Genomic DNA, 18,281 nt, shown 5'->3' with positions numbered 1-18,281 from the left:
TACTTCGAGAAGAACGCCGACTCCACGTCGTCGCGGGAGAAGCCCCACGCCATCTGGGTCAGGTCGTTGGTGCCGAAGGAGAAGAACTCGGCGGACTTCGCGATCCGGTCGGCCAGGAACGCCGCGCGCGGCAGCTCGATCATGGTCCCGACCTTGACGTTGATGGTCACACCACGCTCGCGCTGCACCTCGTCGAGGACGGCGAGGATGTCGGCCTTGACCACGTCGAGCTCGCGGACGCTGGCGACCAGGGGCACCATGATCTCCGGCTGCGGGTCGCCACCGGCCTCGACCCGGTCGGCGGCCGCCTCCAGGATCGCCCGGGCCTGCATCACGAAGAGGCCGGGGATGGCGATGCCCAGACGTACACCGCGGAGTCCCAGCATCGGGTTCTGCTCGTGCAGTCGCCGGACGTGCTCGAGCAGCACCGTGTCGTGCTCGTCGGCGCCTCCGGCGGCCTCGGCCAGCGCGACCTTCACCGACAGCTCGGTGTAGTCGGGCAGGAACTCGTGCAGCGGCGGGTCGATGAGGCGGATCGTGACGGGCAGCCCGTCCATCGCGGCGAGGATCTCGGTGAAGTCCTGGCGCTGCAGCGGCAGCAGGGCGTCGAGCGCCTCCTGCTGGGCCGCCTCGTCGGTGGCCACGATGAGGCGCTCGACCAGGCCGCGGCGCTCGCCCAGGAACATGTGCTCGGTGCGGCACAGGCCGATGCCCTCGGCCCCGAACCGGCGGGCGCGGGCCGCGTCCTCGGGCGTGTCGGCGTTGGCACGCACCCGGAGGCGTCGCGTCGCGTCGGCCGTGGCCATCACGGCCGCCACGGCGCGTACGACCTCCTCGTCGACCTCCTCGCCCTCGAAGTGGCGCACCACGTGCGAGGCGACCACGGGGACCTCGCCGGCGAACACCTCGCCGGTGGCGCCGTCGATGGAGATGGTGTCGCCCTCGCGGATCTCGCCGCCGTCGCGGACCCGGGCGACCTTGGCTCGGGCGTCCACGTCGAGCGCCTCGGCGCCGCACACGCAGGTGCGGCCCATGCCGCGCGCCACCACCGCCGCGTGGCTGGTCTTGCCGCCGCGGCTGGTCAGGATGCCCTCGGCCACGACCATGCCGGCCAGGTCGTCGGGGTTGGTCTCCTTGCGCAGCAGGATGACCTTCTCGCCGCGCTCGGCCCACTCGACCGCGGTGGGGGAGTCGAAGACGACGCGGCCCACGGCGGCGCCGGGCGAGGCGTTCATGCCGACGGTGAGCAGCTGCTTGTCGGCGTCGGCGTCGAAGCGGGGGAACATCAGGCTCGCCAGCTGGTCACCGGTGACCCGGTCGAGCTGCTCGGCGGCGTCGATCATGCCCTCGTCGACCATGTGCTCGGAGATCCGGAACGCGGCCTCGGGCGTGCGCTTGCCGACGCGGGTCTGCAGCATCCACAGCTTGCCCGTCTCGACGGTGAACTCGATGTCGCACATGTCGTGGTAGTGGTTCTCGAGTTGCTCCATGATGGCGAGCAGCGCGTCGTACGAGGTCTTGTCGATGCGCTCCATGTCGGCCAGGGAGACCGTGTTGCGGATGCCCGCGACCACGTCCTCGCCCTGGGCGTTCTGCAGGTAGTCGCCGTACACGCCCTGGTTGCCCGAGGCGGGGTCGCGCGTGAACGCGACGCCCGAACCGGAGTCCATCCCGAAGTTGCCGAACACCATCGCCTGCACGTTGACCGCCGTGCCGAGGTCCTCGGGGATGCGCTCGCGGCGGCGGTACAGCCGGGCGCGGTCGGTGTTCCAGGAGTTGAAGACGGCGCGCACCGCCAGGTCGAGCTGCTCGCGCGGGTCCTGCGGGAACTCGCGCCCGGCGTGGGTGCGGATGACCTCCTTGTACGTCTCGACCAGCCCGGCGAGGTCGTCGGCGTCCAGGTCGAGGTCGGCGGTGGTTCCCTTGGCCGCCTTGGCGGCGTCGAGCGCGGCGGCGAAGTGCTCGGAGTCGACGTGGAGGACGGTCGCGCCGAACATCTGCAGCAGGCGGCGGTAGGAGTCCTGGGCGAAGCGGGCGTTGCCGCTGCGCTCGGTCAGGCCCACGACGGAGGCGTCGTTGAGGCCGATGTTGAGGACCGTCTCCATCATCCCGGGCATCGAGAACTTGGCGCCCGAGCGGACGCTGACCAGCAGCGGGTCACCGGCGTCCCCGAGACGGCGACCCATCGCGGACTCCAGGGCGGCCAGTCGGGTGGAGACCTGCTCGGCGAGCCCCTCGGGCTCGTGCCCGGCCGACAGGTAGGCGCGGCAGGCGTCGGTGGTGATGGTGAATCCCGGTGGCACCGGCAGTCCCAGCCGGGTCATCTCGGCGAGGTTGGCACCCTTGCCGCCGAGCAGGTCCTTGAGGTCCTTGTTGCCGTCACCGAAGTCGTACACCCAGGCATTCATGCAGGCCATCTTCCGTGTTCGCGGCACCAATTGCACCGGCCGCCCCCAAACGTGGGACAAACAGGGGCCGTTGGTCCCACACAGTGGAAGAGAGGCGGCCTCAGCGCCCGGACTCGGTGAAGCGGCCGCCGCCGCGCAGCGCCGCCTCGATGCGGCGGGCGGTGAAGTCGGCGGTGCGTTCGTGGACCTGCTCGAGCGTGCAGAACTCGGCGGACCGGATCTCGCGGTCCTGCTTGACGACCTCGTCCAGGATGCTGCTCGGCGCCGTCCCGCCGTCGAAGACCAGGCAGACGGCGTCGTCCCACCCGCCCCAGGGCGGCAGCCAGTCGGTCACCAGCAGCTCACCGGCCGCCACGCCCAGACCCAGCTCCTCCTCGACCTCCCGCTCCACCGCCAACCGGGGCGACTCACCGACCTCGACGACACCGCCGGGCAGGTCCCAGTCGCGCTTGTACGTCAGCTGGCACAGCAGGACCCGGCCGGCCTCGTCACGCACCAGCATCTGGGAGATGGCCCGCTTGCGCGGGAGGAAGGAGTTGAGCAGGGACCGGAACGCCACCGGGTCGCTCAGCGGGGGGTCGGTGGACAGGCGGGCGAAGACGACCTTCTCCGCGGTGTCCGCACGCTCGCCGGTGCCCGGGGCCAGCCGCGCCACACCCTCGCGGCGCAGGCCCGCCCGCGTCGCCACGCGCAGGCTGCGCGAGTTGCCGGGCTCGATGCGGGCCTCGACCCGGCCCAGGCCGAGGCCGCCCTGGTCGAGGTCACTCAGCGCCCAGTCGCCCAGGACCCGGACGGCGCGGGTGGCGTGGCCGACGCCGCGGTGGTCGGGGAAGAGGAGCCAGGTGAGCTCGCCGGTGCCGGGCGCGGTGGCGCGTACGGAGCACAGGCCGACCGCGGTGGCGGGGTCGCGGACCTCGACCACGAACGTGCGCCGCCCGTCCGCGTCCCACGCGACGTCCCCGAGCCAGTGGGCGATCGCCTCGTCGTGCCCGGCCTCGATCGCGTCGCGGTCCGTCTCCCGCACAGGTCGAAGCGTGATCTGGCCGTCGGTCAGGAGAGGCTCGGGGGTCACGGCGTCAGCCTAGCCACGCGCGCCCCGACCGGGCGCGTGGGCGGGACCAGAGTCCCGACGGGCGGGCACCAGGACCGGGGCCGACGTGGAGTCAGCCCTCGTGGCGCAGCCACACGGTGCTCAGCGGACCGACCCGCACCCGCGCGCTGGCCGGCTGGGACAGGTGGGGGTGGGCGTCGGCGGTCACGGAACCGAGGTTGCCCACCCCGGAGCCCGTGTACGTCTCGGCGTCGGTGTTGACCACCTCGCGCCAGGTGCCCGCGGACGGCAGGCCCAGCAGGTACGACTCGTGCGGCACGGCCGAGAAGTTCGACACGCAGACCAGGTCGGGCTGTCCGGGGGCGTGCCGGGCGAACGCGAGGACGTTGGCTCCCGCGTCGTCGGCCACCAGCCACGAGAACCCCTCGGGGACGGTGTCGCGCGCCCACAGGGCCTCGGTGCCGCGGTACACGGCGTTGAGGTCGACCACCAGCCGGCGGACGCCGTCGTGCTCCGGGTGGGCCAGGAGCCACCAGTCGAGCTCACGGCCCTCCGCCCACTCCGACTCCTGGCCGAACTCGCCGCCCATGAAGAGCAGCTGCTTGCCGGGGTGGGCCCACATGAAGGCGAGGTACGCCCGCAGGGTGGCCAGCTGGCGCCAGCGGTCCCCGGGCATCTTGCGCAGCAGCGACCCCTTGCCGTGGACCACCTCGTCGTGGCTCAGTGGCAGCACGTAGTTCTCGCTGAAGGCGTACGCCAGCGAGAAGGTCATCTCGCCGTGGTGGTGCGCGCGGTGCACGGGGTCGTGGCGCAGGTAGCCGAGGGTGTCGTGCATCCAGCCCATGTTCCACTTGAACCCGAAGCCCAGACCGCCCGCGTCGGTCGGCGCCGTCACGCCCGGCCACGCGGTGGACTCCTCGGCGACGGTCACGATCCCGGGAACCCTGCGGTACGCGGTCGCGTTCATCTCCTGCAGCAGGGCGACGGCCTCGAGGTTCTCGCGGCCGCCGTGCACGTTGGGCTCCCAGGCGCCCTCCTCGCGGCCGTAGTCGAGGTAGAGCATCGAGGCCACCCCGTCGACGCGCAGGCCGTCGGCGTGGAACTCCTCCAGCCAGTACACGGCGTTGGCCACGAGGAAGTTGCGCACCTCGGGACGGCCGAAGTCGAAGATGTGCGAGCCCCACTCCTCGTGCCACCCGCGGCGCGGGTCGGGGTGCTCGTACAGCGGGGCCCCGTCGAACCGGGCCAGCGCCCACTCGTCGGTGGCGAAGTGTCCCGGCACCCAGTCGAGGATGACGCCCACCCCGGCGTGGTGGAACGCCTCGACGAGGCGCTTGAGCCCGTCGGGGTCGCCCAGACGCGGGTCGGGGGCGTAGTAGGAGGTCACGTGGTAGCCCCACGAGCCGCCGAAGGGGTGCGCCATCACCGGCATCAGCTCGACGTGGGTGAACCCCTGCCCGGCGACGTAGGGGACCAGGGTGGTGACGAGGTCGTCGTAGGAGTACAGGCGGCCGTCGAGGTGCTTGCGCCACGAGGCCAGGTGCACCTCGTACACCGACATCGGGGCCTCCACGGGGTTGCGGTCGCCGCGGTGGGCCAGCCACTCCTCGTCGGTCCACGCGTGGGACGAGGTCCACAGCACCGAGGCCCCGCCGGGGGCGTGCTCGGCGCGGCGTGCCACGGGGTCGGCCTTGTCGCGCCACACCCCGTCGGCGCCGCGGATCCGGAACGTGTACAGCTGCCCCGCAGCGGCGCCGGGGACGTACGCCTCCCAGACGTCGCCACCGCCGGCCCGGGCCATCGGGTGGCGCGAGGCGTCCCACCCGGACCACTCGCCGGCCACCTGGACCTCCAGCGCGTTCGGGGCCCACACCCGGAAGACCGCTCCGTCGGTGTCCGGGTGGGCGCCCAGCACCTGCCACAGGTTCTCGTGGCGCCCCTCGGCGAGCAGGTGCAGGTCCAGGGGGCCGAGGGCCTCGTGCCCGGCGCTCACGACGCCTCCCAGCGGCGGATGCCCTCGAGGGGGATCTGCACCCAGCCGGGACGGTTGCGGGTCTCGTACACGGTCTCGTAGACGGCCTTGTCCAGCACGTACGCGCGCAGCAGCGTCGACTCCTGGGCGGTCAGCGGGCGTCCGGCGTACCCGAGCAGGAACGCCTGGCCGTTGCGTGCGGCCCACTCGGCGGCCCGGTACGCCTGCTGCTCGGCCTCGTCCCCGGAGTCGGCGGTACGGCCGGTGAGCGAGGCCGCGCTCGGGGCGTAGTCGAAGGAGCGCAGCATCCCGGCGACGTCGCGCCAGGCCGAGTCGGGGCGCGAGCGCTCGGCCAGCGGCTTGGCGGGCTCGCCCTCGAAGTCGACGATCTTCCACCCCTTCACGGTGCGCAGGGTCTGGCCCAGGTGCAGGTCGCCGTGGATGCGCTGGACCTCGACCTCGCCGCCCTCCGCCAGGGAGCGCACGGCGTCGAAGGTGGCCAGGACCGCGTCGCGGTGCGCGGCCAGGTCGGGCACCACGGCGACGGCGTCGTCCAGCCGTGCCGTCATGGTGTCGGCGAGCGCCGCCAGCTCGGGGCCACTCAGGCGGGTGGTGCCGAACTGCTCCGCCAGACTCCCGTGGACCTCGGCCAGGGCCTCGCCGAGCCGACCGGCCTCGGCGGCGAAGTCGCCCCCGACCTCGTCGGCGCGCAGGTCGGCCTCCACGTACAGGTTGCGCACGCTGGCCAGGGCGAGCTCCCAGCCGTCGGTGGCGGTGCGCAGGAACTGCTGCAGCATCGCCAGCTGGAGCGTCTCCCCGCCGAACGGGTCCTCGGCCTCCAACCAGCCGTACAGGGCGGCGACGTGGTCGCTGCCGCTGGCGGTGAGCACCTCGTGGATCTCGATGTCGGGGTTGGTGCCCGGCGTCAGACGGCGGAACACCTTGAGCAGCGCGTCCTCACCGAACGCCACCGAGGAGTTCGACTGCTCCCCGGTGAACAGCGTCGAGTGGGTGGTGAGGTCGAGGTCGTGGCCCTCCAACCGGTGGAAGACCGGGCCCGCCGCCGCGCCCGGGGGAGCGGAGGCGGGGCCGGCGGCGGCGTCGAAGGCGCCCAGCCACAGCGCCATGGCGTCACGGTCGTGCACCGCGTCGTACGCGTGGAGCGGCGCCCCGTCGGCCGTGGTCCACGTCCCCACCCGCGCGTGCTCGAGGTGGTCGGCGGTCTCGGACCGCAGCGAGAGGGGCAGCTGGTAGAACTCCCGTGCGTCCCCGCCGCCCCCGGCGTCGGCGTACAGCACCTCGACGAGGTCGACCACCGCGGTCACCGCTGGCGTCGACCCGGGGAGCACGCCGACGCGGCGCACCTCTCCCACCGTCCACTCCCGCCCCTTGCCTCCGAACCACCGCGCCCCGGCGAGCAGGGCGTGCAGGTCCTCGCGGTCGTGCGGGAGCGCGACGGTCATCGTGCGGCCTCCTCCATGGTGGGCGGTGCGACGAGCCGGAGCCACAGGAACCCGTGGCCTCCGAGGGTGAGCAGGTACGGGAGCTCGCCGACCGCGGGGAACGGGACCCCGCCGAGCAGCTCCACCGGGATCAACCCCTCGTACGCACGCAGGTCGAGCTCGACCGGCTGGGCGAAGCGCGAGAGGTTGTTGACGCAGAGGATCACCTCGCGCTCGCCGTCGGCGGGGGTGTACTCGCGGACGTACGACAGGACGCTCGGGTTGGAGCCGCCCAGGTCGGTGAAGGTGCCCAGGCCGAACGCCTGGTGCCGCCGGCGCGCGTGCAGCATGGTGCGGGTCCAGTGCAGCAGGGAGGCCGAGGTCTCCATCTGCGCCTCGACGTTGACCGACTGGTGGCCGTACACCGGGTCCTGGACGACGGGCAGGTGCAGCTTGCCGGGGTTGGCGGAGGAGTACCCCGCGTTGCGGTCGGGCGTCCACTGCATCGGGGTACGCACCCCGTCGCGGTCGCCGAGCCAGATGTTGTCGCCCATGCCGATCTCGTCGCCGTAGTAGAGCACCGGCGAGCCGGGCAGCGAGAGCAGCATCGCGGTGAACAGCTCGATCTGGTCGGTGTCGTTGTCGAGCAGCGGAGCCAGGCGCCGGCGGATGCCGATGTTGGCCTTCATCCGCGGGTCCTTGGCGTACTCGGCCCACATGTAGTCGCGGTCCTCGTCGGTGACCATCTCGAGGGTCAGCTCGTCGTGGTTGCGCAGGAAGATGCCCCACTGGCACCCGTCAGGGATGGCGGGGGTCTGCTCGAGGATCTCCGAGATCGGGTAGCGCGACTCGCGCCGCACCGCCATGAACAGGCGCGGCATCACCGGGAAGTGGAACGCCATGTGGCACTCGGTGCCCACCCAGCGCCCGTCCCCGGTCTGCTCGGGGCCGAAGTACTCCACGACGTCGGCGGGCCACTGGTTGGCCTCGCACAGCAGCACCGTGCCGGGGTATTTCTCGTCGACGAACCGGCGCACCTTCTTGAGCATCTCGTGCGTCTCGGGGAGGTTCTCGCCGTTGGTGCCGGGACGCTCGTAGAGGTACGGGACGGCGTCCAGGCGGAACCCGTCGATCCCCTTGTCGAGCCAGAAGGCGATCGCGTCCAGCATCGCGTCGTGGACGGCGGGGTTGTCGAAGTTGAGGTCGGGCTGGTGGTGGAAGAAGCGGTGCCAGAAGTACTGCCCGCGCACCGGGTCCCAGGTCCAGTTCGACGGCTCGGTGTCGACGAAGATGACCCGCGCGTCGGCGTAGTCCTCGTTGGTGTCCGACCACACGTAGAAGTCGCCGTACGGGCCCTCGGGGTCGCTGCGCGAGGACTGGAACCACGGGTGCGCGTCGGAGGTGTGGTTCATGACGAAGTCGATGATCACGCGGATGCCGCGCTCGTGGGCGGCGGCGACGAACTCCTCGAAGTCCATCATCGTGCCGACCTCGGGGAGGATCCCGGTGTAGTCGGCCACGTCGTAGCCGCCGTCGCGCAGCGGCGAGGTGAAGAACGGCGGCACCCACAGGCAGTCGACGCCCAGCCAGGCGAGGTAGTCGAGCTTCTCGGTCAGACCGCGGAAGTCACCGACCCCGTCGCTGTCGGAGTCCCGGAACGAGCGCACCAGCACCTCGTAGAAGACCGCCGTGCGGAACCACTCGGGCTGCTCGGCGGGGACAGGGGTGGTGATCTCGGTCAACGGGGACCTCCTGGGGGGTGGGGAGAACTGCGGGGGTGTGGCGCGGTCTCAGCGGACCACGAGGACGTGCGCGACCTCGCCGCCCGGGTCGAGGCGTACGTAGTTGTGCTGGTTCCACGTCCAGTCGGCGCCGGTGAGCTCGTCGTGGACGGTGAAGGAGTCCGACCACGCCTTGCCCAGTGCCGGGAGGTCGAGGTGGACCATCGTCTCGCGGGCTCCGTGCGGGTCGAGGTTGAGGACCACCAGCACGGTGTCGTCGTTGCCCTGCTCGTCGACGTGGCGCTTGCTGACCACGAGCACGTGGTCGTCGTCGCTGGCGTGCACCGTGAGGTTGCGCAGCAGCCCGAGCGCCGGGTGGGCGCGCCGGATCTCGTTGAGGCGGGTGAGGTACGGCGCCAGGGAGCGCCCCTCCTTCTCGGCACCGTCCCAGTCGCGCACCCGGACCTGGTACTTCTCCGAGTCCAGGTACTCCTCGCTGCCCGGACGCACGGCCACGTGCTCGTACAGCTCGAAGCCGGCGTACACGCCCCAGCTCGGCGAGGTCAGGGCGGCCAGCGTCGCCCGGATCCGGAACGCGGCCGGGCCGCCGTACTGCAGGAACTCGTGCAGGATGTCGGGGGTGTTGACGAAGAAGTTGGGCCGCAGCAGGTGGTCGCTGCGGGTGGCCAGCTCGGTCAGGTAGTCGGCGATCTCGTCCTTGCCGGTGCGCCAGGTGAAGTACGTGTACGACTGGTGGAAGCCGACCGCCCCGAGCGCGTGCATCATCGCGGGCCGGGTGAACGCCTCGGAGAGGAAGACCACGTCGGGGTCGGTGCTGCGGACCTCGGCCAGCAGCCACTCCCAGAACGCCAGCGGCTTGGTGTGCGGGTTGTCGACGCGGAAGATCCGCACCCCGTGGTCCATCCAGTGCCGCACGACCCGCAGCACCTCGGCGCGGATGCCCTCGGGGTCGTTGTCGAAGTTGACCGGGTAGATGTCCTGGTACTTCTTCGGAGGGTTCTCGGCGTACGCGATGGAGCCGTCGGCGCGGGTGGTGAAGAACTCCGGGTGCTCGGTGACCCACGGGTGGTCAGGAGCAGCCTGCAGGGCCAGGTCGAGGGCGACCTCCAGGCCGAGCTCGCCGGCGCGCGCGACGAACGCGTCGAAGTCGGCCAGGGTGCCCAGACCGGGGTGGACCGCGTCGTGACCGCCGTCCTTGCTGCCGATCGCCCACGGCGAGCCGGCCCACTCCTTCGGGGTCGGTTCGCCGTCGGGCAGGACCGTGTTGTTGGGTCCCTTGCGGTTGACCTCGCCGATCGGGTGGATCGGCGGCAGGTAGACGACGTCGAACCCCATGGCGGCGACGGCGTCGAGCCGTCGGGTGGCCGTACGGAACGTGCCCGCGACGACGGTGCCGTCGGCGGTGGTGCGGGCACCCTCCGAGCGGGGGAAGAACTCGTACCAGCTGCCGCGCAGGGCGCGGGGGCGGTCGACGCGCAGCGGGTGCGGGCCGTGCACGGTCAGCAGGTCGCGCAGCGGGCGGGTCCTCATGAGGGCGACCGACTCGGGGGAGGTGAGCACCGCCAGCCGGGCCGCGACGGGGCGGGACCGGTCGCCGGCCGCCTCGATCCCGGCGGCCACCGTGCGGCGCTCGGCGGCGGTGAGCCGGTGGGTGTCGGCCAGGCGCCGCAGCACCAGCGCGCCCTCGGTGAGCATCAGCTCGACGTCCACGCCCGCCTCGACCTTGATCACCGCGTCGTGCAGCCACGTCGCGCAGGTGTCGGAGTAGGACTGGATCTCGAAGTGCCACGTGCCCTCGGTGTCCGGGGTCACCCACGCCTCGTACCGGTCGGGGCCGTCGGCGGCCGGCGTCATGCGGACGGGGGCGCGGCGGGTGCCGGTCGGGTCCACGAGGACGACGTCGGCGCCCAGCTGGTCGTGGCCCTCGCGGAAGACCGTCGCCCGGACCGGCAGCGGCTCACCGACGGTGGCCTTGGCAGCCAGGCGTCCGGCGTCGACCACGGGGGAGACGTCCATGACGGGGATTCGTCCGACCATGGCACCAGCCTCCCCGACGCGACCGGGTGTGCGCAAACGGATCGCCCAACAAGGTTGGAACGATCCAATTCCTGTTCTACGGTGGGCGGGTGCGAGCGATCCGACGATTCACCGTCCGTCCCGTCCTGCCGGCCTCCCTGTCCGCGTTGGGGGTGCTGGCCGGCAACCTGCGCTGGTCCTGGCACCCGCCCACCCAGGAGCTGTTCGCCTCCATCGATCCCCAGGCGTGGGAGGCGGTGCACCGTGACCCCGTCCGGCTGCTCGCGGCCCTGGCCCCCGAACGGCTCGACGAGCTCGCCGCGGACGAGGCCTTCGCCTCCCGGCTCGACGCCCTGGCCGCCGACCTCGACGCGTACCTCACCTCCGAGCGGTGGTACGCGCGCCAGAGCGGCGACCTGCCCCGGTCGGTCGCCTACTTCTCCCCGGAGTACGGCATCACCGCCGTGCTGCCGCAGTACTCCGGCGGTCTGGGCATCCTGGCCGGCGACCACCTCAAGGCCGCCTCCGACCTCGGCATCCCGGTGATCGGCGTGGGGCTGCTCTACCGCCACGGCTACTTCAAGCAGTCCCTCAACCGCGACGGCTGGCAGCAGGAGACGTACCCCGTCCTCGACCCCGACGAGCTGCCGCTGTCCGTGCTGCGCGAGGCGGACGGGTCGCGTGCCGAGGTCCGGCTGCCGCTGCCCGACGGCCCCGACCTGCTCGCCCACGTGTACGTCGCCCAGGTCGGCCGGGTGCCGCTGCTGCTGCTCGACACCGACGTGGAGGAGAACAGCCAGCACTACCGCGACGTCACCGACCGCCTCTACGGCGGCAACTCCGAGCACCGCCTGCGCCAGGAGCTGCTGCTCGGCGTCGGCGGCGTCAAGGCGCTGCGGGCCTGGTCCCGCCTCACCGGCGCGCCCGAGCCCGAGGTGTTCCACACCAACGAGGGCCACGCCGGTTTCCTCGGTGTGGAGCGGATCCGGGAGCTCACCGTCGCGCCTGAGGGCCCGCACCTCGACTTCGACACCGCCCTGGAGATCTCGCGGGCCAGCACCGTCTTCACCACGCACACCCCGGTGCCCGCCGGCATCGACCGGTTCCCGCGCGACCTCGTCGCCCAGTACTTCGGTGGCACCGGTTCGCCCACCCCCGACGTCCCGCTGGAGCGGGTGCTCGCGCTCGGCGCCGAGGACTACGAGGGCGGCGACCCCGGGGTGTTCAACATGGCGGTGATGGGGTTCCGCCTCGCCCAGCGCGCCAACGGCGTCTCCCAGCTGCACGGCCACGTGAGCCGCGGCATGTTCAACGGCCTGTGGCCGGCCTTCGACGAGGCCGAGGTGCCGATCACCTCCATCACCAACGGCGTCCACGCCCCGACCTGGGTGGCGCCCGAGATCCTCGACCTGGTCAGCGGGCGCGGCGTCGACCTCGACTCCGACGACACCGACCCGGCGTTCGCGGTCGTCGACCAGATCGGTGACCGCGAGGTCTGGGATCTCAAGCGGACCCTGCGCGAGCGGCTCGTGCTCGAGGCCCGCCGCCGTCTGGACGCCTCCGCCGCCAAGCGCGGGTTCGCGACCGCCGAGCGCAGCTGGACGCAGATGGCGCTCGACCCCGACGTGCTCACCATCGGGTTCGCGCGACGGGTGCCGACGTACAAGCGGCTCACCCTCATGCTGCGCGACCCCGCGCGTCTCAAGCGGCTCCTGCTCGACCCGGAGCGCCCGATCCAGCTGGTCATCGCGGGCAAGTCGCACCCGGCCGACGAGACCGGTAAGCGCCTCATCCAGGAGATGGTGCGCTTCGCGGACGACCCCGAGGTGCGTCACCGCATCGCGTTCCTGCCCAACTACGACATCGCGATGGCCCAGCCGCTGTACCCGGGCTGCGACGTGTGGCTCAACAACCCGCTGCGACCGTACGAGGCGTGCGGCACCTCCGGCATGAAGGCCGCGCTCAACGGTGGGCTCAACCTCTCCATCCTCGACGGCTGGTGGGACGAGTGGTTCGACGGGGAGAACGGCTGGGCGATCCCGTCCGCCGACGGCCTCGACGACGCCGACCGCCGCGACGACCTCGAGGCCACCGCGCTGTACGACCTCATCGAGAACGAGGTCGCCCCGCGGTTCTACGAGCGCAACGACGACGGCGTGCCCGAGCGGTGGCTGCAGATGGTGCGGCACACCCTGCGCACGCTCGGGCCCAAGGTGCTGGCCACGCGCCAGGTGCGCGATTACGTCCGCCAGCTGTACGCCCCCGCCGCGGCGTCCGCGCACGCCCTCAACGGCGACCACGCCGGCGCCCGCGAGGCGGCCGGGTGGAAGCAGCGCGTGCGTGCCGGCTGGCCCGGGGTCCGGGTCGAGCACGTCGAGTCGCACGGGGTGGGTGACTCGCCCCAGGTCGGGGCCCGCGTCAACGTCCGCGCCTTCGTCGCGCTCGGTGACCTGGTGCCCGAGGACGTGGTCGTCCAGGTCGTCCACGGTCGCGTGACCGGTGACGACGAGCTGGTCGGCACCAGCCTGGCGCCGATGGCGCGCGTGGAGTCGTACGAGGGGAACCGGCACCGCTTCGACGTGGACCTTCCCCTGGACCGCTCCGGCTCGTTCGGTTACACGGTGCGCGTGGTGCCGCAGCACCCGTCGCTGGCCTCGGTGGCCGAGCTGGGGCTGGTCGCCGTACCCGCCTGAGGGTGGGTGTCGGGGTTCGGTATGGTCCCGCCATGGAGCCCGCCGACCCCGACCTCGTCCCCGACCCACGGGACTTCCTCGTCGGCGACGACGTGGTGGAGGTCGACCACCCCGACGTACGAGCCCTCGCCGCCACGCTGAGGGCCACCAGTGGGGCCGACGACGAGGCGTACGCCCGGGCAGCCTTCGAGTGGGTGCGCGACGAGGTGGCCCACTCGTGGGACGCCCGGGACCCGCGCGTCACCGTGTCGGCCTCCGAGGTGCTGGGCGAGCGGGTCGGCCTCTGCTACGCCAAGTCGCACCTGCTCGCCGCCCTGCTGCGGGCCGAGGGCGTACCGACCGGCCTGTGCTACCAGCGGCTGCGCGACGACGACTACCTCATGCTGCACGGTCTGGTCGCGGTCCACCTCCGGGGCGCGTGGCACCGGCAGGACCCGCGCGGCAACAAGCCGGGCGTCGACGCCCAGTTCTCCCTCGAGGGCGAGCGGTTGGCGTGGCCGGTGGACCCGGCGCTGGGGGAGGAGGACCTGCCCGGTCTGCACGTCCACCCCGACCCCGGCGTCGTGACGGCCCTGCGCGGCACCGTCGACGTGCTGTCCCTGTGCCGGAACGGGCTCCCGGGGGCGCTGCAGGCACCGTGAGCCTGCCGTACGCCTTGCTCCCCTCAGCCTGGACAGGGGCGGTCCCGGGAAGAACGCCCGGCATGTCGGGACACCGGGCCGTGGCGCCCGGGACGCCGGGACCGCCAAGGTGACTCCTCCGAACCGAACAAGGGGGAACACGATGCACGTGAACATGGAGTCAGACCTGACCGCCCAGCCGGCAGCGCCGGCCGCAGAACGCCCGGGCCGCGGCTGGGCCTGGACCGGGGTGGCCGCCGGCCTCACCGGGATCCTCGCCATCTACGCCTCGATGGGGGTGGACGGTGTGTACCGCCCAGAGTTGGCGGGCAACGCGGAGGGGATCACGGCCGCACTCGCCGAGGACGTCTCCAGCCTGCTGGTCTTCCACGTCGCCACCATGGTGACGGTGGTCCTGGTGCCCGTCTTCGCCGCCGGGCTGCGGCGTCGCCTGGCGGGCCAGACGCCCGCCGGGAGCCTGGTGCCCGACGTGGCCGCGTTCGGGCTCCTGCTGGTGGCGGTCGCGGGCCTGATGGGGACGGCCCTCAACACCGAGTTCATCTTCGGCCTCTCCGAACCCGACCAGCTGGTGCCGGAGGTCGCGGTCCTGTACGGCCACTGGGTCGGCACCGTCAGCTGGCTGTGGGTCGGCGCGGGCCTGACGGGTCTTGCCGTCGGCGTCGCCGCGCTGAGGCACGGCGCCGCCGCGAGGTGGCTGGGGTGGGTCTGCGGCGTCCTGGGGGCTCTGACCGCGCTGCTCGGTGTCTCGCCGCTGCAGTACATGGCCGGCTTCACCGGGCCCGTCCTGCTGCTCGTCATGGCCTGCGGTTTCGCCCTGGGTGACCGCACGCAGATCCGCTGAATTGCGGATGCGCAGCGCCCGCGGCCCTCACTAGATTCGCGGCCATGGGACAACGGGGAGCGGTCAGGCCACGGCTGGGTGCGTGCGTGGGTGCCACCTGCTGGGGCCTGGCCGCGCTCTCGGCCGTGATCCTGCTGCAGGCCCGACCGCGCGTCGACGGGACGCTGTGGTTCTACCTGGTCGACGCCACGGTGGCCTGCGTGTACGGCACCGTGGCGTCGACGCTGCTGGCTCGACGGCTGCACCCGGTGACCTGGCTCGTCACGCTCACCGGGCTGGGAGGAGCGGTTGCCGCGGTGGCGTTCGCCGGTGAGGCGTGGTGGGTACGTACCCACGCCGACGGCCGGGACTCCCTCCCAGTGGCCCTCGACCTGCTCAACGCGACTGCGTGGGTGCCGGGCACCCTTGCCCTCTTCCTGGTCGTGCCGTGGCTGGTGCGCGACCACGCTCCCGGCGTGGGAGCGAGGGCCGGCGCGGCAGGCGGAGCGCTGATCGCGGTCGCCACGACCGTGGGCGGTCTGCTGGGGCTGGACCTCCTCGTCCTGGTCGGACTCCTCGCCTGCATCCCGTACGGCCTGGTGACCGCCGCCGCGGTCCAGCGGCGGCGGCGCCGGGGTCCGGTCCGCGAGCGCACCGGGTTGGGGTGGTTGGCGCTGGGCACCACCGTCATGGCCCTTTCGTTCGTCCCCGTCCTCCTCCCGGTGGGCCCCGTGTGGGCCACTCCGGTGCTGCACCTCGTGGCCCAGACACTCTTCCCCGCAGCCATCCTGGTCGCGGTGCTGCGTGGACGCATGTGGGACCTCGACCTCGTCGTCAGCCGGACCACGGTCGTCGGTCTCGTCGGTGTCGTCCTGCTCGTCGCGTACGTGAGCGTGGTCGTCGTGGTGGGACGGGTGCTGCCCGGGGAGGGTGTCGCGCCGGCCGTCGCGGCGGGGACGGTGGCGCTGGCCGTGCAGCCGGTACGCCTGTGGGCCACGCGCCGGGTCCGGGTGCTCGTCCACGGGACGGCCGCCGACCCGGCACTGGCGGTGCGCGCGCTGGGAGTCGAGCTCGGACGCGGCACCGACGACCTCCTGCCGGACCTGGCCCGGGCCCTGGCCGAGGCGCTGCGGCTGGAGTCGGTGCGGGTCCTCGACGCCGCGGGAGCCGTGCTCGCCCGCCACCCCGACGCACGCGACCACGCGTTGCCGCTGGTCGGGTCGGGCAGGGGGACGGAGGAGAGGCCCCTGCTGCACCGGGGTGTCGCGGTGGGAACCCTGCGTGTGGTCGCGCCGGGCGGCGAGACCCTGTCCGGCAAGGACCGGCAGGTGCTCGACGAGCTCTCCGGTGTGCTCGCCGCGGCGGTGGCCGTGCACCGGGCGGGGGAGGAGGTGGTCCGCCTGCGCGGCGACCTGTCCCAGGCCCGGCTCGCCGAGCGACGACTCATCCGCCGCGAGATCCACGACGGGTTGGGGCCGTCCCTGGCAGGTCTGCGGCTTGGCCTGCAGGGAGTGCAGAACCTGCTGACCCGTGACCCGAAGGCTGCCACGGCGCTGCTGGAGGCCCTCCAGATCGAGGTGGACGAGCGGGTGGTCGCCGTCCGCGAGCTCTCCCACCACCTGTTGCCGCCCGTGCTGGACGAGCTGGGGCTCGGGGCCGCACTGTCCGAGCTGGGCCTGCGCCACGCCAGCGCTGGCCTGCAGGTCGAGGTGGACCTCGACGCCCGGTCCCACGACCTCCCGGCGGTCGTCGCCACGGCGGCGTACGGGATCGTGGCCGAGGCCGTTGCCAACGTCGCCCGCCACGCACGCGCCACCGGGTGCCGGGTGGAGGTGCGTGAGCGGGCCGGATGGCTCGAGGTGACCGTCGTCGACGACGGCCGCGGCATCGGGAGTGACGCGGTCGCGGGGGTGGGCACGCACTCGATGGCCGAGCGGGCCGAGAGCGTCGGGGGACGCACCCGGGTGGGGCCTGCGTCCGGTGGAGGCACCCTCGTACGGGCGGTGCTGCCGGTGGCCGGGCCCCAGGAGCGCGACCTGGTGCCCTCCCGCCCGGAGGTGGCCCGTGGGTGAGCAGGAGTGGTGTGCTCCGCCCGTCGTGCGTGTGGGGGTCGTCGACGACCACCCGGTGTTCCGGCTGGGCCTGGTGTCGATGCTGAACTCGCTGGCCGGGATGGAGGTGGTCTGTGAGGCGAGCACCGCTGCGGAGGCGCTGGAGCGGGTGGGGCCACAGGTGGACGTCGTGGTGATGGACCTGCACCTCCCCGACGGGTCGGGGATCGAGGTGACCAGGGACCTCGTGGGCCGCCGGCCGGACCTCAAGGTCCTGGTGGTGACGATGCAGGAGGACGACGAGTCGGTCGCCGCCGCGATGCGCGCCGGGGCGCACGGCTACCTGCTCAAGTCGGCGACCCCTGCGGCGATCGAACGGGCTGTGCGGGCCGTGGTCGACGGCGAGATGATCCTGGGGCCCGCCGTGGCGCGACGAGCCATCGACCGCGTGCTGGCCGGACGCACCGCCGTACGCGTGCCGTTCCCCGAGCTCACCGACCGGGAGCGCGAGGTGCTCGACCTCGTGGCACACGGGTACGACAACACGGCGATCTCGCGGCGGCTGGTGCTGAGCCCCAAGACGGTGCGCAACCACGTCTCCAACGTGCTCGCCAAGGTGGGTGCGCGCGACCGCGCCGACGCGATGCTGCGGGCGCGCGCCGCCGGGCTGGGAGGGGCCCCCGCGCCGACGCGTTGAGCCCACGTGCCGCAGGCCCGGTGCCTCAGGTCTCGCGCAGCACCACCACGGAGCGCCCCTCGACGTGCAGGCTGGAACCTGCCTGCACGGGCGTGCCCACCTCGCACGTGGCGCTTGTGGACAGCACCACCTCGCCGGTGCGGACCCACTCGTTGTCGGGCAGGTGCACCTCGACGTCGTCCGCCGCTGCGTTGAACCACATCACGAACGACGCGTCGTGCAGCTGCTCGCCGTGGGGTCCGGGCGAACGCAGGGGGGAGCCGGAGAGGAACATGCCGATCACCCGCGAGGAGTCGTCGGCCCAGTCCTCGGCGGTCATCTCCCGGCCCGACGGGTGCAGCCAGGCCAGGTCCTTGGGGCCGCCGACGATCGCCGGGCGCCCCTCGAACCAGTGCCGCTGGCGCAACGCGGGGTGCTCGCGGCGCAGACGCAGCGCCGCCTTGGCGACCTCGTACACGTCGAGCCAGGCGTCGTCGATGCGCCAGTCCATCCAGGAGATCTCGTTGTCCTGGCAGTACGCGTTGTTGTTGCCCCGCTGCGTACGACCCCGCTCGTCGCCCGCGGTCAGCATCGGCACGCCCGCCGAGAGGCACAGCGTGGCCATCAGGTTCGCCGCCTGGCGCCGCCGCAGCGCGACGATCTCGGCGTCGTCGGTGGGACCCTCGGCGCCGCAGTTCCAGGAACGGTTGTTGTCGGTGCCGTCGCGGTTGTCCTCGCCGTTGTCCTCGTTGTGCTTCTCGTCGTACGA

11 protein-coding genes and 1 pseudogene are annotated in these 18,281 nt (G+C 72.6%); 5 read left to right on the top strand and 7 right to left on the bottom strand.

Translation table 11 applies throughout. The annotated features are described in order from the left end of the window. The 6 genes from ppdK to ACI379_RS00875 form a co-directional block, all read right to left on the bottom strand. Nucleotides 1–2,408, bottom strand: a 2,408-nt coding sequence (ppdK, locus tag ACI379_RS00900) for a pyruvate, phosphate dikinase (protein WP_439790173.1), incomplete at its 3' end; no start/stop codon positions are given. Between the two features lie 100 nt (nucleotides 2,409–2,508). Then, the gene (locus tag ACI379_RS00895) at nucleotides 2,509–3,480 is read right to left on the bottom strand and encodes an NUDIX hydrolase (RefSeq protein WP_439790172.1); all 972 of its coding nucleotides are present in this window, start codon (nucleotides 3,478–3,480) and stop codon (nucleotides 2,509–2,511) included. A 91-nt stretch (nucleotides 3,481–3,571) separates the two neighbouring features. Then, complete coding sequence (gene glgB, locus ACI379_RS00890) at nucleotides 3,572–5,452, bottom strand: 1,4-alpha-glucan branching protein GlgB (protein WP_439790171.1); 1,881 nt, start codon at nucleotides 5,450–5,452, stop codon at nucleotides 3,572–3,574. Then, nucleotides 5,449–6,894: a maltokinase N-terminal cap-like domain-containing protein gene (locus ACI379_RS00885; protein ID WP_439790170.1), complete on the bottom strand. Its 1,446-nt coding sequence runs from the start codon at nucleotides 6,892–6,894 to the stop codon at nucleotides 5,449–5,451. The genes glgB and ACI379_RS00885 overlap by 4 nt, the downstream gene beginning before the upstream one ends. Further along, nucleotides 6,891–8,615 carry a maltose alpha-D-glucosyltransferase gene (gene treS / locus ACI379_RS00880; protein WP_439790169.1) on the bottom strand — a complete coding sequence of 575 codons (1,725 nt, stop codon included), beginning with the start codon at nucleotides 8,613–8,615 and terminating at the stop codon, nucleotides 6,891–6,893. The genes ACI379_RS00885 and treS overlap by 4 nt, the downstream gene beginning before the upstream one ends. A 48-nt stretch (nucleotides 8,616–8,663) precedes the next feature. Continuing rightward, complete coding sequence (locus ACI379_RS00875) at nucleotides 8,664–10,652, bottom strand: alpha-1,4-glucan--maltose-1-phosphate maltosyltransferase (RefSeq protein ID WP_439790168.1); 1,989 nt, start codon at nucleotides 10,650–10,652, stop codon at nucleotides 8,664–8,666. Nucleotides 10,653–10,741: 89 nt separating this feature from the next. Here ACI379_RS00875 and glgP point away from each other — a divergent pair, with 89 nt between their 5' ends. From glgP to ACI379_RS00850, 5 genes are all read left to right on the top strand, one after another. Then, nucleotides 10,742–13,324 (top strand): alpha-glucan family phosphorylase, encoded by a 2,583-nt coding sequence (gene glgP, locus ACI379_RS00870; protein ID WP_439790167.1) that lies wholly within the window; start codon nucleotides 10,742–10,744, stop codon nucleotides 13,322–13,324. A gap of 32 nt (nucleotides 13,325–13,356) precedes the next feature. Further along, complete coding sequence (locus ACI379_RS00865; protein ID WP_439790166.1) at nucleotides 13,357–13,965, top strand: transglutaminase-like domain-containing protein; 609 nt, start codon at nucleotides 13,357–13,359, stop codon at nucleotides 13,963–13,965. 154 nt (nucleotides 13,966–14,119) lie between these two features. Then, nucleotides 14,120–14,806: a hypothetical protein gene (locus ACI379_RS00860; protein ID WP_439790165.1), complete on the top strand. Its 687-nt coding sequence runs from the start codon at nucleotides 14,120–14,122 to the stop codon at nucleotides 14,804–14,806. 44 nt (nucleotides 14,807–14,850) lie between these two features. Next, complete coding sequence (locus ACI379_RS00855) at nucleotides 14,851–16,857, top strand: sensor histidine kinase (protein WP_439790164.1); 2,007 nt, start codon at nucleotides 14,851–14,853, stop codon at nucleotides 16,855–16,857. After that, nucleotides 16,850–17,533 carry a response regulator gene (locus tag ACI379_RS00850; RefSeq protein WP_439790163.1) on the top strand — a complete coding sequence of 228 codons (684 nt, stop codon included), beginning with the start codon at nucleotides 16,850–16,852 and terminating at the stop codon, nucleotides 17,531–17,533. Before ACI379_RS00855 ends, ACI379_RS00850 begins: the two co-directional genes overlap by 8 nt. 25 nt (nucleotides 17,534–17,558) lie before the next feature. Here ACI379_RS00850 and ACI379_RS00845 read toward each other — a convergent pair. Further along, a pseudogene (locus ACI379_RS00845) lies at nucleotides 17,559–18,281 on the bottom strand (glycogen debranching protein GlgX); the annotation flags it as partial.

This window comes from Nocardioides sp. (assembly GCF_051876515.1).
Lineage (GTDB): Bacteria > Actinomycetota > Actinomycetes > Propionibacteriales > Nocardioidaceae > Nocardioides.
Note: the sequence above shows the minus strand (reverse complement) of the source record. Positions and strands in the feature narration are given on the sequence as shown.